An 18,447-nucleotide genomic window follows, 5' to 3' on the forward strand; every position below is an offset into this window, starting at 1 on the left:
CCGTACAGGATAGCCAACGCTCGCAAGACCTGACGTCGCGGCGCGGGAGCTGCACCGTCGATCAGTCCTCGAACGCGGGCGCATCGAACAGGCTGAACCGACTGACAAGCGGCGTGTCGCGCGATGCCACGATGGTCAGACGGACGCGATTCGTCCGTACCGCCGGGAAACGGTCGAGCTTCTTGTGCCCCATCGTCGTACCGGAGACGATCCGTTGCCACGCCCCTGCTACCCATGCGTCGATCCGGTACTCCTCGACGTGCTGACCTTCCGCGATGCGCTCCTGCGTCATCGCCGTGTTGACGCTCACCGGTTCAGCCAACCGGAGCTCGATCCAGGGCTCCTCGGTTCCGGGTGTGGGCTGCCAGTAGGTTTCGGGGTGGTTGTCAACGGCACAGGCGGCGGGGCTTCCCGCCGTCGCGCTTCTGGCTCCCGCACGCGCTCCGAGCGCGACATCGCGGCGGAACGAACGGTCGATGGCATCGCGGAACTCGCCCAGTCGGGCGACATCCGGGTCGGCGAAGAGACCGCGGTCGTTCGGCGGGACGTTCAGCAGCAGGACGCTGTTCCGACCGACGGAGCGGTAGTAGATGTCCATGAGGTGCGGCAGCGTCTTGACGCGCGCGTCCTCATGGGCATGCCAGAACCATCCCGGGCGGATGGAGACATCGCATTCTGCCGGATACCAGACCTTGCCGCCCACACCGTGGATCGCCGGGTTGGCGTCCTGCACGCTCCATTCGGTCTCGCGGGCGTACCCGTCTTCGTTGCCGACCCACCGAACGTCGGGACCGCAGATGGCGATGACCGCGTCGGGTTGGTGCTCGCGGATGACGGCGTAGTAGCTCTGCCAGTCGTACTCCTGACGCTTGCCATTGGGACCTTCGCCGCACGCGCCGTCGAACCAAGCCTCGCCGATGGGTCCGTAGCGCGTCATCAGCTCGGTGAGCTGTCGGCAGAAATACTCGTTGTATGCCGGAGAGTCGCCGTAAGTGGGCGCGTTGCGGTCCCAGGGCGACAGATAGATGCCCAGCTTCATGCCGGCGTCGGCGCACGCCTGGGCGAGCTCGCCCACGACATCGCCCTTACCGCCGCGCCACGGAGAGCTCTTGACCGAGTGGTTCGTCCAGTCGCTGCGCCACAGGCAGAACCCGTCGTGGTGCTTCGCCGTCAGGATCATGTAGCGGAAGCCGGCGTCCTTCGCCGTCTGCACCCACTGTCGAGCGTCCAGGTCTGATGGGTTGAACGCGGCGGGGTCTTCGGTTCCCTCTCCCCATTCGCGGTTCGTGAAGGTGTTCACGCCGAAGTGCAGGAACATGGTCAACTCGGACTGCTGCCACTCGAGCTGCGACCGCGTCGGCTTCGGGTCCATGCGGGTACCTTCCGGGCTGGTTGCGCACCGGTGATGCCGAGAGCGCCGATTATACCGGCGCTGTGACAGACCGGCAACTCTGCGTGGATCGTCCGACGTGGTCTGGATCACCGGGCGCTGAGGAACGCTACCCGATGCCTGCGAACCGGAGACGCCCCCGCCAGCGTCGTCGTAGCTGATCCCTGAGCACGTGGTGATCCTCGGACGAAAGAGAGGGGTCGCTGGCGACGATGGACTCCGCCTCGCAACGGGCGACCTCGAGCACATCGGCATCGCGGATCAGGTCGGCGATCCGCAGCGTGGGCGTGCCCGACTGCCGCGTTCCGAGAATCTCGCCGGGCCCTCGGATCGCCAAGTCCTCTTCAGCGATCTCGAACCCGTCAGTGGTACGGAGCATTGCGGCAAGACGGCGTTTGCCTTCGTCCGTCCTGGGGCGGCCGACCAAGGCGCAGTAGGACGCATGCTCGCCGCGGCCCACACGTCCTCGAAGCTGATGCAGTTGAGCCAAGCCGAATCGCTCGACGTTCTCGATGACCATGATATTGGCATTGGGCACGTCGACCCCGACCTCGATGACGGTCGTCGAGACGAGGATATCGACCAGTCCCTGCTGGAACCGCTGCATCGTGCTGTGGCGCTCGTCCGAGGACAGCCTGCCGTGAAGGAGGGCGACCCTCCGGTTCGGAAACGCCGCAGCCAGGCGTTCCGCCGCCTCGGAGGCTGCCTGCACGTCCTCCAGCTTCTCCGATTCCTCGATCAAGGGGTAGACAACGTACGCCTGCCTATCCTTCGAGAGCTGATGTTCGATGAACCGATAGAGCTGCTCCCGATCCTCGTCGGAGAACTGCTTGGTCTGGATCGGCTTCCTACCGGGGGGCAGTTCGTCGATCACCGACACGGCGAGGTCGCCGTATACCGTGAGCGCGAGCGTGCGCGGGATGGGCGTCGCGGTCATCACGAGCGTATCCGGCATCCCGCCCTTCTGCCGGAGCTTGTCTCGCTGGAGCACGCCGAATCGGTGCTGCTCATCGGTCACGACCAAGCTCAAGTGCGCGAACTCGACTCCAGATTGGATGAGCGCGTGGGTTCCGACAACGACGCGCGCCGACCCCGACGCGATGGCTTCGAGGGCAGCGCGCTTGTCGCCAGCCGACATATCCCCCGTAACGAGACATGGTTCCACCCCAATCGGCGACAGAAAGCACCGGAGCGTATCGTGGTGCTGTTCGGCGAGGATTTCCGTCGGAGCCATCATCGCTGCCTGATACCCGCTCTCGACCGCGTGCAGCATCGCGACGGCAGCCACGACCGTCTTGCCCGATCCCACATCTCCCTGCAACAGTCGGTTCATGGGCTTGGGACGTGACATATCCGCCTCGATCTCGTCGAGCACCCGACGCTGCGCGTCTGTCAGCCGGAAGGGCAGGCTGCTCAGCAATCGACGAGGCGAATCGCCATCGATCCGGTGCGCGAGACCTGCGGGTCCATCCTCCGCAGCCCGGCGTCTGAGCAACAACCCCAGTTGGAGTCCAAGGAACTCGTCGAAGACCAACCGACGCCGTGCGACTTCGGCGTGACCTGGGCTCGATGGGAAGTGGACCTCGCGGATCGCGTCGCCCGCGTGTATCAGGTTCAGCCGGTCGCGTACGTCGGTCGGAAGCGGCTCCGGGTAGGCGTCGGCGTATTGGCGGACCGCGATGGAGGTCAGCGACCGCAGAGCGCGCTGACTGATCCCTTCGGTAAGTCGATAGACCGGAACCAATCTGCCTGTGTGGACGAGCTCGGCGTCGTCGTCGGATAGGACTTCGTACTCGAACGTCGTCGACTCTACGGCAGGCTGCCCGCGCGGGCTCCGGCGGAACTGCCCGCTGACGACAATCACATCTCCAACCTTGAGCGACCGCTTCAGGTACCCTGCTCGCTTGCCGAACCCGACCAGCGCGGCGACGCCCTTGCCGTCAGAGATGATCGCCTTCGACACCTTGGGCGCGTTCGACCGGCGTACAGGGACGTCCACATGGTTCACGACCCTTGCTTCGACCGACACGACGTCGGACGCGTAGCCGACGCGGTCGAGAGTCACCATCCGGCTTCTGTCCAGGTATCGAGTCGGGTAGTTCTCCAGGCAGTCCTCGACCGTCTTGAGACCCAATTTCTCGAGCAGACCGAGTCGACGGGCGGTCATGCGCGACAGCTCGGCGACGGGCATCTCCAGCCGCTGGCGATCGCCCGGAAGCACTTGAGGGGACGTACCTTGTGGCGATGGGCGTGTCTTCGGCGCTTGGGGCGGCTGAGATGACGGTCGTGGGTCGGTCGCAGGTTTGCCGTCGGGCTCTGAGGCGAGGTCGAACGAAAGCTGGGGGTCCTTCATGCTGCCCTGTCGTGCGCCGTTCCTGAGGCCGCCGCGCACCACGACACTAGCCTTGATGGCGCCTGGATACCTTGCGCACGCCTCGCACGCGGGCGAGGGCTGCCACGATCTTGTCGAGCTGATCCCGACTCGTGACATCCAGCGAGAACTCGTGCACGGCGGTGAACTCGTCCGGCGTCGTCACTTTCGCGTTGAAGATGTTGGCTCCCGAGGCGGCGATGACCTCAGCGACGTCGCGCAGGAGCGCGACTCGGTCGTTGCTCTCCAAGACGATCGCCGTGCGATACGTTCCCTTGCCGGTCGATGACCACTCGATGGGCTGGATCCGCTGGAACTCCCCGGCAATGCGCGGACAGTCGAGGGCATGGATGGTGACGCCCCGACCGCGCGTCACGTATCCCACGACATCGTCGCCCGGAATCGGCTGACAGCACTTCGCGATACGGGTCTCGGCTTCGGAGATGCCATCGAGTCGTGCGTCCACCATCTGGCGGTGACGCTTCGCGGGTTCAACCGCCTCCTCTTGGCGTTCCTCCGGCGGAACGAGTGTGTGGTACACCCGTTGTGGTGAGATTTGGCCGTTGCCTACGTCAGCCAGGAACTCCTCGACCGTCTTGTGGTTCAGCCTGGTCGCCAGATCGCTGAGCACGGCGGGCTTGAGCAGCGCGCGCGGGTTGCGTCGGTGTGAGCGGAGCTCCGCCTCGATCAGCCGTCTTCCGAGCTGAACGCTCTGCTCGAACTCCTGCGCCCTCAGCCAGTGGTTGATCTTGGTTCGCGCGCGCGACGTCTTGACGTACTTGAGCCAGTCGCGGCTCGGATGTGCATCTGGGCTCGTGAGGATCTCGACCTGATCGCCGCTGCTCAACTCCTGCTTCAGAGGCACGATGGAGCCGTGCACCTTCGCCGCCGAGGTGTGAAGCCCGACGTCGGAGTGGATCGCGAAGGCGAAGTCGATGGGCGTCGCACCTTTGCGGAAGATCTTCATCTGGCCCTTCGGCGTGAACACGAAGATCTCCTCCTCGAAGAGCTCGCCTCGCATCGACTGAATGAACTCCTGCGGGTTCCGCACCTCCTGGATCTGTTCGACCAGGCCGCGGAGCCATGCGAACCGGTCGATGCTCCGGGACGATGGGCGGTCGCCATCCTTGTAGCCCCAGTGAGCCGCCACGCCCAGTTCTGCGATCCGGTGCATGTCGTGCGTGCGGATCTGCACCTCGGCGGGACGACCGCCGTCCATGATGGTCGTGTGGAGCGACTGATACATGTTCGTCTTGGGCACCGTCAGGTAGTCTTTGAACCGATCCGGCATGTGAACCCAATGCCCGTGGATGATCCCAAGAGCCAGCCAACAGTCGGCTGGCGTATCGACCAGCACGCGGAAGCCGATCAGGTCGTAGATGTGGTCGAATGGAACCCCGCGCACCGTGATCTTCCGATAGATGCTGTACAGGTGCTTAGGCCGGCCGAAGACCCGCGCTGCGACGTTGCCATCCCGCAGGATCGCCTGGATTCGGTCGACCATCTCCTGCGTGTAGGACTCGCGCTCCCGCCGCTTGTCGTGAACCCGCTGCGCGATGTCTTTGTAGGCTTCCGGGAAGAGGCACTTGAAGGCGAGGTCGTCGAGCTCGGTGCGAACGCGCGCAATCCCGAGACGGTGCGCCAACGGAGCGTAGATCTCCAGCGTCTCCTGCGCGGTCCGGCGACGCTGGGCGTCCGACATGTAGTCGATGGTCTGCATGTTGTGGAGGCGATCCGCCAGCTTCACGATGACCACGCGCACGTCGCGTGCCATCGCGAGCACCATCTTCCGGTAGTTCTCAGACTGGTGTTCATCGAGGCGCAGGTATTCGATGCGGCCGAGCTTGGTCACGCCGTCGACGACATGAGCGACGATCGGGCCGAACTCCTTCTCGAGCTCTTCGACCGTCACGCCGCAATCTTCGACCACGTCGTGGAGTAGACCGCCACAGATCGCCGGCGAATCCATGCGCAGATCGACCAGGATACGAGCCACCTCGAACGGGTGCACGAAGTACGGGCAACCGGACCGGCGCAGTTGTCCCACGTGAGCGCGCTGGGCGAAGTCGAACGCCTTGGCGACCGCGTCCACTTCGTCGGGTCCGATTGCCGCGAGGTGCTCCCGCATGTCCGAGAGCAATGTATCCAGCCGAGCTTCCATATCGGTCTATCCTGTGCCAGAACGTCGCATGGTTCGCCGGTGCCGGTCCAGCACCTCCCAGAAATCACGCGGTGTCGCGCGTAGCCATCGCTCTCCCCGAAGACGCTGGCGGAGCCGCGCTATCCTGAACTCCCGGAACGTCGCGGAATCGTCGAGCGAACCTGTCGCGGCCTCGATTCGTGCGAACGACGGAGTGTCGCCTTCGTGGCGGCTCAGCACGCCGATCTCGACCAGCACATCGGCGACACGCTGCACCGTGCCTGGATCCAAGCCGCTCTCGACGGACCAGTCAGCTAGCGCGACGGCTCCGCCGACCCGTGCTGCGACCGTCCTATGGACCCTGAAGGCTTCGCGCAACGTCTCCTCCGAAGGATGGTCCGCTTCGACCTGTCTCGCATCCGCGACGATGTCTCGCTCGTTGAAGAGCAGCACGATGCGACCGGACGCGGTCTCCAGGTCTGGCGCCCCGACCCAACGCATCAGCAACGGCTCGCAGAGCGCACAGAACGCGGGATCGTCAGACGGGGCATGGCACAGCACTATCTGGTGTATCAAAGCCCAATCGGATGGCGGCACGGCGTGATCGACCGCCTCCGACGTGAGCAATGCCGTAACGTCGCCCGCGATGAGCTGCTGCGCCCCAGCCTCGTCCTCGCCGCAGGACACTCCCATACCGTCGAGTAGCTCGCGCGCCTGCTCTGCCGCTCGCGCGTCTCGCACGTAGACCAGAGAGGGCTCCCCACGGAGCAACACATCGGCTAGGGCGTCCGCCTTGCTGGTCTCGCGACGCCTATCCTCTATTCTAACCCATGCGGCGGTTTCGTGCGGGGGGTAGATTCCCGTGCTTCCGGCGGGACGTACCGACCAGTGATCGACGCTGATCTGCGGTCTGCTGGTGTTCCCGTACTCGTCGATTTCGACGACGCCCGCCACATCGACCTCGACCCCTGAAGCGCTCAGCGCGACGGCGTCCTCGGTGTGACGCCACCGGATCGCCCGGATCGAGTAGGGCTCATCGACGAGCGTCACGCCGAGGTGTGTCGATTCCTTGCCGAACAAGCGTGGCGCGCCCTGCACGCGAAGCCCGCGAATGCCGACGCGAGGCTGCGGGTTCCCTTCGCTGAAGGGGTCCAGAGCCGCTGTTTCGCGGATGGCTTCGATGGTGAGTTCGCTGAGGGGGATCACGGAATCGAGCCGGAGCTTTGGGGCGATATCCGTTTCCGATAGGCGTTCGCGAGCCACCGCAAGGAACCGCCTCCCCAGCGATCTGGCGCGGTCCCTCGTCACGGTCAGACCGGCAGCCGCGCGGTGTCCGCCGAATGTCACCATGAGCTCGCGGCACTCGAGCAGGGCGTCGTGGATATCGAACTCCGGGATGCTTCGAGCCGACCCCTTCCCGATGTCCTCCTCCATGCCCACGAGGACCGTCGGCATCCCGTATCGCTCGACCAAGCGCCCAGCGACGATGCCGACCACTCCCGGATGCCAGCCGTCACGGCAGAGGAACAGAGCTCGCTCGCGCTCCAACGCTGCCCGATCGCTGTCCACTTGTGCGCACGCATCCTGGAAGATCCGTTCCGTCAGCCGTCGGCGCTCTTCGTTGTCGGCGTGCAGCTCACGGGCGATCTCCTGGGCTTCCATGTCGGAGTCCGTGATCAACAGCCTCACGACCTTCCGGGCGCTGTCCAGCCTGCCCGCCGCGTTGATCCGAGGTCCGAGCTGCCATCCGACGTGGCGACCCGTCAGCGTGGTCTCAGGCTTGATGCCAGCGACCTCGCAGAGCGCGCGGATTCCCGGACTGTTGCGCCGGTTCAGCACTTCGAGTCCGAGCTTGGCGAGCGCGCGGTTCTCGCCGCGCATCTGCGCCATATCAGCGATGGTGCCCAGCGCCACCATCCCGAGTTGGTCGAGGAGCAGTGGGTTCCTGTCCGCATCCAGCGATCCTCCCACCAGCGCGTGAGCGAGCTTGAACGCCAGCCCGACGCCCGCGAGTTCCTCGAACGGGTACGTGGAACCGGGCAGCTTGGGGTCGATTACCGCGACGGCGGTGCCTTCGCGCGGCAGGCGGTCTTCGTCCGGGCTATGGTGATCCGTGACGATGACATCGATGCCGAGCTCGTGGGCTGACTCGATTGGACCTTGAGCCGTGACGCCGCAATCGACCGTGACGAGCACTCGTGTGCCGGACGCATGGATCGCATGGATCGCGTCGGTGTTGAGCCCGTAGCCCTCCCGGGCTCGCTCCGGGATGTAGTGGTCGACATTGGCTCCAAGGGCTCGGAAAACGCGCAGGAGGATCGCCGTCGCCGTCGTGCCATCGACGTCATAGTCACCGTAGATGGTGATACGGCTCCCGTCGCCGATTGCCCTGCGGAGGCACTCGACCGCAGGCTCCATGTCCGGCAGAGACCAGGGATCGTGGATGTCGTCGAACGTGGGATGGATGAACGCGCGCGTCTCGGCAACCGAAGCGATGCCCCGGTTCAGCAGCAGATGAGCGACAAAGGGCGTTACGCCTGCGTCGACGCTCAGCGCGGCAACCGCCGGGATGTCATACGGCGCGGCGTGCCAGACTCGTCTGTCCATCACCGGTTCCCGGCTGCGGACTCAGGTGCTGCGGCAACGTGAGCGAGGCATGCACCCGTGCTGACGTTCACTGCGGACGGGCGGTTACGTCGCATGCAGATCGGTCACGCACTCAGTCGCTCGCTCGCTCGTCGGTACAGGTGTCGCACCCGAGCCGACGGCTCGTGGGAGGCGACCGCTCCGCGCCCGAGCAGGTTCATCAGTCGTTCGTACCGATGTCTGCCTGCCCAAGATGATCGCGACGACGGGTCGCCACCCCTGAGAACGCGCTCCAACGCGACCGACAAGAACACGACGACGTGAGCCTCCAGGGCTGCGGGATCGAAGTACAGACCGTCCCCGAGCGCATCCACGAGCTCGGCTGACACCGATTGCACGAAGTTCCCATCTGGCGTCGAACTGCCGAGCGCGATGAAGTACTGGGCGATGCGCCGCTCATTCCAGTCCCAGCCCACCGTCGACCAGTCTGCGAACACGACCGCATCGGCGTTCACCAGCACGTTGCGGGCATTGTAGTCGAGTGAGCCAATCGTTGGCTCGGAGCTCTGTGCCGCGTCCACAACTCCCAGCCACGCGTCCTCTGCCGCCGCCGACGTCTCGCTGGTCCAGAGCCCTGCGAGCCGAAGGACGTGCTCCAGGGCTTTGTGAGCATCGTCCACATGGTAGAGGAAGTCGCTTCCGAGGTAGGCGTCGTAGTCCATCTCGAAGCAGTATGGATCGATCTCTGACTCGTGAGCGTCGATTCCCCGTTGGAGGCTCCTGAGATTCCGCAGCCCCATCGTGGCGATGCGGGAGGCGCGACACGGGTCGCGCTGGCACACATCATCGAAGGTTCCGTCGCTGAACCAACGAGTGACCAGCAAGCCTGCCTCTTCGTCGAGCCCAACGGGTTCGGGAACGCAGTCCCCCGTGCCGTGGAGGAGCGACAGCATCGCCCATTCGGTGTCGAGGCTGTCGTATCCGCCGCGCGTCTGCGCTTGCCGCGCCGACAGGTGCTTGACGGCGTATACCTCGCCGGACGGCGTGCCCACGCGCCAGACGCGTCTCCCCAGGCGAGCGCGGTCGGAGACAGGAGACAGCGTAACGGAGTCCGCGCCGACCAGAGCACACACAGTTGACTCGATGGTCATCGCAAGTACTTGCCGACGAACAGCCCAAGGCGCTCCCGAACGTCGCCCGGCACGACATCGGGGTTCGTTGCGATCGCCGAAGCGAGGGCGCTGCGACACGAGCAGTCACGTAACGGTGTGACACGTCGGATCGCGTCCCGCACTATCCGCTTGCCGTTCTCGACGTTCTTGGAGAGGTTTGCCAGGATCATCTCGGTCGTGACCGTGGCATGGTCGGGATGCCAAACGTCGAAGTCCGTCACGGCGGCGAGCGTGGCGTAGCACATCTCCGCCTCGCGCGCGAGCTTGGCTTCGGTGGCGGCGGTCATCCCGATGATGTCCATACCCCACTGGCGGTAGGTCTTCGACTCGCCCACCGTGGAGAACTGCGGACCCTCGATGCAGATGTACTGCCCGCCGTCGTGAACGGTGGAGCCCTCCGCGTGCCCGGCGGCGATCAGCGTATCGCGAAGGCATGGGCAATAGGGTTCCGCCATGCCGACGTGCGCGACGATCCCTTGTCCGAAGAAGCTGGAGGAGCGGCTCTTGGTGTGGTCGAAGAGCTGGTCCGGCACGACGAACGACGTTGGCTCGATGTGCTCGCGCAGGCTGCCCACGGCGCTGAACGACAGCAGCGTGTCGACTCCGAGCGTCTTGAGCGCGTAGATATTCGCACGCACGTTCAGATGCGTCGGCGAAATACGGTGACCGCGTCCGTGGCGGGGTAGGAACGCGACTCGCTCGCCGTCCAGCGTGCCCAGAACCACCGAATCGCTTGGGGAACCGAATGGCGTCTCCACCGCTCGTTCTTCGATGTCGCTGAGACCGTCCATCTGGTAGAAGCCGCTGCCACCGATGACCGCGACGCGCGCTGTCGCCATGGGTTCCTTCCTATCCGGTGGTGAGAGCCCGCATCGCCGACGGGACATGCGAGAGGATATCGCCGGCGAGCAGCGAAGCTCCGAGCGTCGCTGCCGCCAGGTCTCCCGCGAGTCCGTGCAGGTACACGCCCAGGATCGACGCATCCACCGGGTCGAGCCCCTGCCCCGAGAATCCGGCGATCAGACCGGTGAGAACGTCTCCCGAGCCTGCGGTCGCCATACCGGGATTCCCGGTCGGGTTCAGGTATGCCAACCCGTTCGGCGCTGCGATAACCGTGGGCACGCCTTTGAGTACCACGACTGCGCCGCACTCGGCTGACAGTGAACGTGCGATGCCGATGCGGTCCTTCTCGACGGCATCGACGGTAGTTCGGCAAAGACGAGCCATCTCGCCCGGATGGGGTGTAAGGACCGCACCTGCCGGGAGCGATGTCGCGCCAATCGCCGCCAAGTGGTTCAGACCGTCGGCGTCGATGACCATGCGGGTCGGGAGCGTCGACCAGTCTGCGGCAAGGTTCGCCATGGTCGCTCGCGCTCCATCGGATGCCGATAGTCCGGGACCAATCGCGAGAACGTCTGCGCTCTTCGCGCGGGCGCGTATCGAGGGCACGGCTTCGGGAGAGACGCATCCGTCTGGCGTATCCGGCAGCGATGCGACCATGACTTCCGTGAGCCTGGATGCCAGGGAACCAACCACGGCGCGAGGCGTCGCGAGCGTCACCAGCCCAGCGCCGGCGCGAAGGGCTGCTTCCGAGGTCAGGGCAGCGGCTCCAGCCATCCCAGACGAACCGGCAACGAGGAGGACGCGCCCGAAGTCGCCCTTGTGGGCGTTCTTGCGCCGTACCGGGAGCCTGGCAGCAGCGTCAGATCGCTCGACCTGCCACAGCGAGACCGAGGCCGCATCGATGGCTTGGCGCGGAAAGCCGATGTCTGCGGTCGAGAGCCGACCGACGTAGTCCGCGCCGGGATAGAGCAGCAGCCCGATCTTCGGGAACCCGATGGTCAACGTCTCGCGAGCTCGGATGCAAGGTCCCGCGACCTGACCGGTTGTCGCATCCAGTCCGCTCGGAACGTCGCAAGCGAGCGCGGGGCGTCTCGATGCGTTGATGCGGTCGATCACTCGCGCCGCATGACCGCATGCCCCGCCGCTGAGTCCCGTCCCTAGGATGGCATCGACAAGCCACGCGTGCGCTGTAAAACTCGTCGCATCGAGCGCGACTGGAGTACTGATCGACGAGACAGGCACCCCGACCCGCTCAGTGGCTTGCAGACACGCCAACGGCTCAGACCCGAGCTCGTCCCGCTCCACCGTGAGATACACGGTCGTCCTGAACCCCCATCCGTGCAGGAACCGCGCGGCGACCAGTCCGTCGCCACCGTTGTTGCCCTTGCCGCAAACCACGGCGATGGAGCCGTCGTTACCAACAACGTTGCGGACACGATCCGCCAGAGCGCGCCCGGCGTGTTCCATCAGAGATCGCGCAGGAATCCCGACGACGTCGATCGTGTGGCGATCGACGGCTCGCATCTCGCCCGCTGACAGGACGGGGATCACATCGGGGCTCCAGCCGACGCGCGGACAGTCGATGGGTTGGCGTCACTGATTCTATCAATCAGGAGACGACGATGCACGTCCGGGTTGCACTGGCGATCGGCTTTGCGGCTGGCGCGATCCTTGACCCGTACCTACGGATCGCCTATCTTCCATGCGAGACGGGCGGCGTGCCGTGTTCCTGAGAGGAAGGCGCGGATGGAGTTCTTCGGACTCGTATTCCCCTTCATCGTCGCACTGGTGCTGATCAACCGCGTCTTCGACTACCAGAAGGCGAAGGTGTTGTCGAGGACGCAGGATCGCGATGCTCAGCAGCTCGCGGGCTTGCGCGAAGACATCGGTCGGCTGCAGGAGATGGTCGCCGACGTGCTGCTGGAGCTCGACGAGCAGCGGCGGCTGCGGTCCACCGGCTCCGCCCCGCCTCTCCCGCCATCGTCGCGCGCTGAGCAGGAACGGAATCACTCGTGATGTCGCTTTGGCTGTTCTTGACGATCGCTGCGCTCTGCGTGACCGTGATTTCGCTCTTCGCGCTGCGGATGGTTCTCGGTCCGCCTCACATCCCCAGTCGCCATTCGTCTGGAGAGCTAGAGGACCTCCGCCGGGCTATCGAGGACATACAGCGGCGCGTTGCGTCAATCCAAGAGACCCTATCCGACGTGCTCGTCGAGCAAGAGCGTCTGAGCGAATCCGACCACGCGCCCTCCATCGGACGTTCCGACACGTAGCCGGCTCGACGCCGCCTCGACGTTGCCGCACCTACACGGTTCTGAAGACAGAAAGGGCGGCGAGCCCATGCCCGCCGCCCTTCACAGTGTACCGGTTCTGGACTAGTACATGTCGCCGCCCGGAGGCATCGGAGCCGGCTTCTCCTTCTCGGGGAGCTCGGCGACCAGCGCCTCGGTGGGGATCATGAGACCGGCGATGCTGGCTGCCTTCTGCAACGCGATGCGGGCGACCTTCGTGGGATCGATGATGCCCGCGTCGAACATGTTGGCGTACTCTTCGCGCTGGGCGTCATAGCCGAAGTTGGCGTCGTCGGACTTGCGGATCGCGTCGACGATGACGGAGTCCTCCTGACCGGCGTTGCGGACGATCTGGCGGAGGGGTTCTTCCAGGGCTCGTCGCACGATGCCGACGCCAACCTGCTCGTCCTCGTCTGCGGCGCTGACGCCGTCGAGTGCGCTCTGCGTGCGGACCAGCGCCACGCCGCCGCCGGCGACGATACCCTCCTCGACCGCCGCGCGTGTCGCGTGCATCGCGTCCTCGATGCGCGCCTTCTTCTCCTTCATTTCGACCTCGGTCGCCGCGCCGACGTTGATGACGGCGACGCCGCCGGAGAGCTTCGCCAGGCGCTCCTGGAGCTTCTCGCGGTCGTAGTCCGACGTCGTGTCTTCGATCTGACGGCGGATCTGCTCGATCCGACCGCGGATCGCCTCAGCCGTTCCCGCGCCCTCGATGATCGTCGTGTTGTCCTTGTCGATCACGACGCGCTTCGCCCGACCGATGAACTTCGAGTGCAGGTTCACGCTCTCGAGCTTGACGCCGAGCTCTTCGGAGATCACCTGACCGGCGGTCAGGGTCGCGATGTCCTCGAGCATCGCCTTGCGGCGGTCGCCGTACCCGGGAGCCTTGACCGCCGCGGCGCGGATGGTGCCGCGCAGCTTATTGACGACGAGCGTGGCGAGCGCCTCGCCCTCGATGTCCTCGGCGATGATGAGGAGCGTGCCGCCGCTCTGAGCGACTTCGTTCAGCAGGGGCACGAGATCCTTGAGCGCGGAGACCTTCTTCTCGTGGATGAGGATGTACGGGTCATCCAGCGAGACTTCCATGCGCTCCTGGTCGGTGATGAAGTAGGGCGACAGGTAGCCACGGTCGAACTGCATGCCCTCGACGACTTCGAGAGTCGTCTCCAGGGACTTCGCCTCTTCGACCGTGATCACGCCGTCCTTGCCGACCTTCTCCATCGCGTCGGCGATCAACTCGCCGATGCTGGCGTCGTTGTTCGCGGAGATCGCCGCGACCTGGGCGATGTGGGTCCTGCCCTCGACAGGCGTGCTGATGCCGGCGAGACCAGAGACGACCGCGCCGACGGCGCTGTCGATCCCGCGCTTGATGCCCATCGGGTTCCGGCCCGCCGTGACGTTCTTCAGACCCTCGCGGTAGATCGCCTGGGCGAGAACCGTCGCCGTGGTCGTGCCGTCGCCGGCCTCGTCACTGGTCTTGGACGCGACTTCCTTGACCATCTGGGCGCCCATGTTCTCATAGGCGTCCTCGAGCTCGATCTCCTTGGCGACCGTGACTCCGTCCTTCGTGACGGTCGGCGCGCCGAACTTCTTCTCGATGACGACGTTTCTGCCCTTGGGTCCGAGCGTTACGCGGACGGCGTTCGCGAGCGCGTCGACGCCGCGCTTGATGGATGCGCGCGCGTCGTCGGTGAATGCCAACTGTTTCGCGGGCATGTAGGATTCCTCCTCCGAACTCGGTGCGAATCGGTTAGTCGACGATCTTGGCGAGGATGTCCTCCTCGCGCAGGATCAGGTATTCCTCGTCCTCAAGCTTGACCTCGGTGCCGGCGTACTTGCCGAATAGAACCTTGTCTCCCGCCGCCACATCGGGCTTCTGCCGCTCGCCGTTGTCCAGCACTCGGCCTGCTCCGACGGCAACGACCTTGCCCTGCTGAGGCTTCTCCTTAGCCGTGTCGGGGATGATGATCCCGCCGACCTTCTGCTCCTCTTCCTCGATCCTCTGCACGAGGATGCGGTCGTAGAGAGGCGTGATCGCCATGCGTAGTCTCCTGTGATCGCTCCCAACCTGTCTGGAACGGCACTCATCGCCGTTTGCGGCAAGGAGTTAGCAATCGGCGTGCCAGAGTGCCAACTCACGTGAGTCATGCCGAAAACCCCCGCCAATACTGCGATCTCGTGTTCTGTCGAATGGCTAGGAAGATAGATCGAGCCGTTTTGGCACTGCTTTGCTCCACGGATGTAGAGCCATTATGGCACTCTCGCGTTCGGCGCGCACTTTCTGGCACGGCGGAGTCGTGTCCGATCCCATCCGGCAAGCGTTGCGCGCCTGTTGGGCGTTGGCTACATTCGGTACCGAGTGGGGCGGAGGATGGGCTGAGCCCCGTACACGAGGAGCACCAGAGTGGAGAGACGGTTCCTACTTGTAGTCCTGGTTGCGCTCTGCCTAGGAGCCGCATCCGCGGCCTTGGCGCAGGTCGAGAACGCCGTTGGCATTTGGCTGTTCGACGAGGGTTCGGGCGAGATCGCCAAGGACGGTTCCGGACTGGGCAACAACGGCAAGATCATCGGCGCGAAGTACGTCGACGGGAAGTTCGGCAAGGCGCTTCAGATGAACGGAGCCGACCAGTACGTCCAGGTTCCGGACGCGAAGTCGCTTGACCTCGAGACCGAGCTCTCGATGGTCTGCTGGTTCAACTGGGAAGGGTCCGGCGACGGCTGGCAGACGTTCTTCTCAAAGGGCCCCATGTCGGGCACCAATGAGAACTGGGCGCTGTTCATCAACACCGGGTCGAAGTACTTCCATTTCGTCATCACGCCGAACGGCGGCCGCACCAACTTCGACTCGCCAGGAGGAGCGTTCGACGCCAAGAAGTGGACGCACGTCGCCGCCACGTACGACGGCAAGACGCGCCGGATCTACGTGAACGGCAAGATGGTGGGCGAAACGGGCACCAGCGGCAAGACGACCCCCAACGACAACTTCCTGGGCATCGGCTGGCGCGAGGGCTCGTCCCATTGGTGGAAAGGCTCGCTCGACGAGATGGCGGTTTTCAACAAGGCGATCACGGAGAAGCAGATCACTACCATCTATGAGCAGGGAATCGACTCGCTCTTGGCGGTGCAGCCCAAGGACAAGGTGACGGTTGCCTGGGGCGAAATCAAGCGCGCCTACCCCTAGCACATCGGCTCTTCGAGACGACGATGGGGCAGGTCTTACGGCCTGCCCCATTGACTTGGATCGACGCACGACAGCGCGACACGAACCATTGGAGGCAGTGCCATGCCGCTTCGATGCGCGAGCCATGAGACGCTCATCGCAGAGACCGACCGGTTTGTCGCGCGCTTCGAGGGCGGCGCGTTGATCAGCCTAGTGTCCCGTGGGACTGGCACTGAATGGTGTCGGAACGGCGAAGCGCCCTTCCCGGTCGAGATCTACTATGCACAGGGCGATTCCTACGGACGCGACAAGCACCAGCGGATCACGGTGAAGCTCCTGTCCGAGCTCGCCGCGCGAATCGTGTTCATCGGGAACGATACGGATCGAGAGCTGTTCGTGCGACTCGATCCATCTACGGGCGATCTGTGCGTCACGCCGTCGGCGCAGGGAGCTCGTCGCGGCATCGTTTCGGCTCGGTGGAACGTGCCGTTCGCCAAGGAAGCTGCCCTCATCCTGCCTTGTGTGAACGGCATCCGCGTCGACTCGGATCGCGAGTTCCCCCGGAACGATCGGTTCCCGTGGCCCTTCCGTTGGAACGCGCAGCTCGCCGTCGCGGAGATGGGCCGCGAGTCGTTGATGATTCACGCAGAGGACACTTCCTACAAGTTCAAGGCGCTGAACCTGAATCGGCGCGAAGGGGCGTCAACGCTCGGGTTCGAGAGCGAGCAGCCTGGACCCGTGTGGCAGAACCGGAACGCCGGGGGCGTGGAGTGGCGCGTCAATGTCTACGACGGCGATTGGCGCGCGCCCGTCGCCCGGTACCGCGCGTGGATGAACCGCACGTACTCGCTGGCGGCAAAGCGCGCCTCTCGGCCCGACTGGGTGGATGGCATTCGGTTCTCGATTGGCTGGGCGAGCCCGAACGTCGCCGTTCTGGATGCGTTCGCCCGAATCTTTCCGCCCAACCAAACGCTCATCCATCTCAGTAACTGGCGCACCAGCGCGTACGATGTCGACTACCCCGACTACGTTCCCACCGACGACACCAGGGCGTACCTCGCGAAGGCGAACGAGATGGGCTTCAAGGTGATGCCCCATTTCAACTACTTCGCCCTCGACGAGGACCACGCCGTCTACGGCAAGGTGCGCGACTGGCAGATTCGCGGGGCGTATCGGAACGATCCGCAGGGCTGGTACTGGCCCCCAGAGTCGCACGACTACACGCGGATGGGCTTCATCCACCCAGGACTGGGCTCATGGAGGCGCACGATCATCGACGCGTCGCTGGAGGCCGCACGAGATCTACAGGCACCGGCGATCTTCATCGACCAGACGTTGTGCACGTGGAACACGGACAACGGCCTCGTCGAGGGCATGACGACGCCCGAAGGCATGTGGCGCATGCAAGAGGAGTACGTCGCCGTGCAGCCCGATCTCGTGCTGGCTGGCGAGGGCTTGACCGAGATCAGCTTCCAACGCGAGTGTTTCGCGCAGGCGCATATCCACGACGGCTGGGGCGACCTGCGCGACGAACACATTCCTGCCGCGCATGGCATCTGCGCGGAGCTGTGGCGCGGACACACGCGCTTCGTGGGATACTACCACCTGCATCCGACGCAGAAAGACGCGCACATCGCCATTGAGGTCTATCGTCGGATGGGAGCCATTCCGACGTTGATCTGCAACGAGCCTTCGCTGATCACGCTGGATCAGCCGATCGTGAAGCGCCTCATCGAGCTTGCAGCGGGCAACGACGGCGCATCAGGCTGAACCAACCCATACAGTGCGCGCGGATTGCTCGCGCGCGAACACGTAGGAGTGACCCGATGGCTGGCTCGCCTCCGAGTGGAGCGGTTGTGCTATTTGACGGCAGCGATCTCAACGGCTGGACGACGCGTTCCGGCGGAGCGCCTGGATGGCAGGTGTCTCACGGGATCATGACGGTCGTGCCGAAGTCCGGCGACATCATGAGCCGGTACACGTTCCGAGACAGCCTACTACATTTGGAGTTCCGCTGCCCCGACATGCCCGAAGCCCGGGGACAGGCGAAGGGAAACAGCGGCGTGTTCCTTCAGGGTCGGTACGAGATCCAGGTGCTCGATTCATACGGAATCCCTGTCCCGGGCAAGGGCGATTGCGCTGCTATCTACGACCAGTTCGCCCCACTGACGAACGCCTGCAAGCCGCCGATGGAGTGGCAGTCGTACGACGCGTGCTTCCGAGCTGCGCGCGTCGATGGCGATGGCAAGACCATCACGCCGGCGCGGATCACCCTACTGCACAACGGCGTCGTCGTGCACAACAACGTGCAGACGAACGGGCCCACCGGCGGCTCCGTCGACCTGAACGTCGGAGAACCGGGTCCGCTGCTGCTCCAGGATCACGGGAACCTGGTGTCGTATCGGAACGTGTGGGTGTTGCCGCTGGCGGAAGAGGGTTCGTCGGCTTACTAGGGCGTTCGGATGGCGGCGACCTTCGCCGCCATCCCCCAAGC

Annotated in this window: 14 protein-coding genes; 5 read left to right on the top strand and 9 right to left on the bottom strand. The window is 64.7% G+C overall.

The window, feature by feature from the left end:
- Nucleotides 1-61 precede the first annotated feature (61 nt).
- The 7 genes from FJZ36_00130 to FJZ36_00160 form a co-directional block, all read right to left on the bottom strand.
- The gene (locus tag FJZ36_00130; protein MBM3213313.1) at nucleotides 62-1,372 is read right to left on the bottom strand and encodes an alpha-L-fucosidase; all 1,311 of its coding nucleotides are present in this window, start codon (nucleotides 1,370-1,372) and stop codon (nucleotides 62-64) included.
- Nucleotides 1,373-1,499: 127 nt separating this feature from the next.
- The gene (recG, locus tag FJZ36_00135; protein MBM3213314.1) at nucleotides 1,500-3,881 is read right to left on the bottom strand and encodes an ATP-dependent DNA helicase RecG; all 2,382 of its coding nucleotides are present in this window, start codon (nucleotides 3,879-3,881) and stop codon (nucleotides 1,500-1,502) included.
- Nucleotides 3,790-5,922 (bottom strand): bifunctional (p)ppGpp synthetase/guanosine-3',5'-bis(diphosphate) 3'-pyrophosphohydrolase, encoded by a 2,133-nt coding sequence (locus FJZ36_00140; GenBank protein ID MBM3213315.1) that lies wholly within the window; start codon nucleotides 5,920-5,922, stop codon nucleotides 3,790-3,792. The genes recG and FJZ36_00140 overlap by 92 nt, the downstream gene beginning before the upstream one ends.
- Nucleotides 5,923-5,928: 6 nt before the next feature.
- Entirely contained in the window at nucleotides 5,929-8,508 is a 2,580-nt protein-coding gene (recJ, locus tag FJZ36_00145; protein MBM3213316.1) for a single-stranded-DNA-specific exonuclease RecJ, read from the bottom strand.
- Nucleotides 8,509-8,612: 104 nt separating this feature from the next.
- Nucleotides 8,613-9,638, bottom strand: coding sequence for a hypothetical protein (locus tag FJZ36_00150; protein ID MBM3213317.1), 1,026 nt, complete (start codon nucleotides 9,636-9,638; stop codon nucleotides 8,613-8,615).
- Complete coding sequence (mtnP, locus tag FJZ36_00155; protein MBM3213318.1) at nucleotides 9,635-10,498, bottom strand: S-methyl-5'-thioadenosine phosphorylase; 864 nt, start codon at nucleotides 10,496-10,498, stop codon at nucleotides 9,635-9,637. Before mtnP ends, FJZ36_00150 begins: the two co-directional genes overlap by 4 nt.
- 10 nt (nucleotides 10,499-10,508) lie before the next feature.
- Nucleotides 10,509-12,053: an NAD(P)H-hydrate dehydratase gene (locus tag FJZ36_00160; protein MBM3213319.1), complete on the bottom strand. Its 1,545-nt coding sequence runs from the start codon at nucleotides 12,051-12,053 to the stop codon at nucleotides 10,509-10,511.
- 195 nt (nucleotides 12,054-12,248) lie between these two features.
- On the opposite strand from FJZ36_00160, the gene FJZ36_00165 reads away from it, so the two are divergent.
- Nucleotides 12,249-12,518 carry a hypothetical protein gene (locus FJZ36_00165; protein MBM3213320.1) on the top strand — a complete coding sequence of 90 codons (270 nt, stop codon included), beginning with the start codon at nucleotides 12,249-12,251 and terminating at the stop codon, nucleotides 12,516-12,518.
- Nucleotides 12,518-12,775 carry a hypothetical protein gene (locus tag FJZ36_00170; protein ID MBM3213321.1) on the top strand — a complete coding sequence of 86 codons (258 nt, stop codon included), beginning with the start codon at nucleotides 12,518-12,520 and terminating at the stop codon, nucleotides 12,773-12,775. The genes FJZ36_00165 and FJZ36_00170 overlap by 1 nt, the downstream gene beginning before the upstream one ends.
- 102 nt (nucleotides 12,776-12,877) lie before the next feature.
- Here FJZ36_00170 and groL read toward each other — a convergent pair whose 3' ends face one another.
- Together groL and FJZ36_00180 are read right to left on the bottom strand one after the other, a co-directional pair.
- On the bottom strand, nucleotides 12,878-14,509 hold the full coding sequence (gene groL / locus FJZ36_00175) for a chaperonin GroEL (GenBank protein MBM3213322.1): 1,632 nt from the start codon (nucleotides 14,507-14,509) through the stop codon (nucleotides 12,878-12,880).
- Between the two features lie 34 nt (nucleotides 14,510-14,543).
- The gene (locus FJZ36_00180; GenBank protein ID MBM3213323.1) at nucleotides 14,544-14,834 is read right to left on the bottom strand and encodes a co-chaperone GroES; all 291 of its coding nucleotides are present in this window, start codon (nucleotides 14,832-14,834) and stop codon (nucleotides 14,544-14,546) included.
- Nucleotides 14,835-15,260: 426 nt separating this feature from the next.
- Between FJZ36_00180 and FJZ36_00185 the strand changes: the two genes are divergently transcribed.
- The 3 genes from FJZ36_00185 to FJZ36_00195 all read left to right on the top strand — a co-directional run bounded on the left by FJZ36_00185 (nucleotide 15,261) and on the right by FJZ36_00195 (nucleotide 18,406).
- A complete protein-coding gene (locus tag FJZ36_00185; GenBank protein ID MBM3213324.1) occupies nucleotides 15,261-15,974 on the top strand; it encodes a LamG domain-containing protein in 714 nt (237 codons plus the stop codon).
- Nucleotides 15,975-16,076: 102 nt separating this feature from the next.
- Nucleotides 16,077-17,723 carry a hypothetical protein gene (locus FJZ36_00190; GenBank protein MBM3213325.1) on the top strand — a complete coding sequence of 549 codons (1,647 nt, stop codon included), beginning with the start codon at nucleotides 16,077-16,079 and terminating at the stop codon, nucleotides 17,721-17,723.
- A gap of 56 nt (nucleotides 17,724-17,779) precedes the next feature.
- Complete coding sequence (locus FJZ36_00195) at nucleotides 17,780-18,406, top strand: DUF1080 domain-containing protein (GenBank protein MBM3213326.1); 627 nt, start codon at nucleotides 17,780-17,782, stop codon at nucleotides 18,404-18,406.
- Nucleotides 18,407-18,447 lie beyond the last annotated feature (41 nt).

This window comes from Candidatus Poribacteria bacterium (genome assembly GCA_016866785.1).
Lineage (GTDB): Bacteria > Poribacteria > WGA-4E.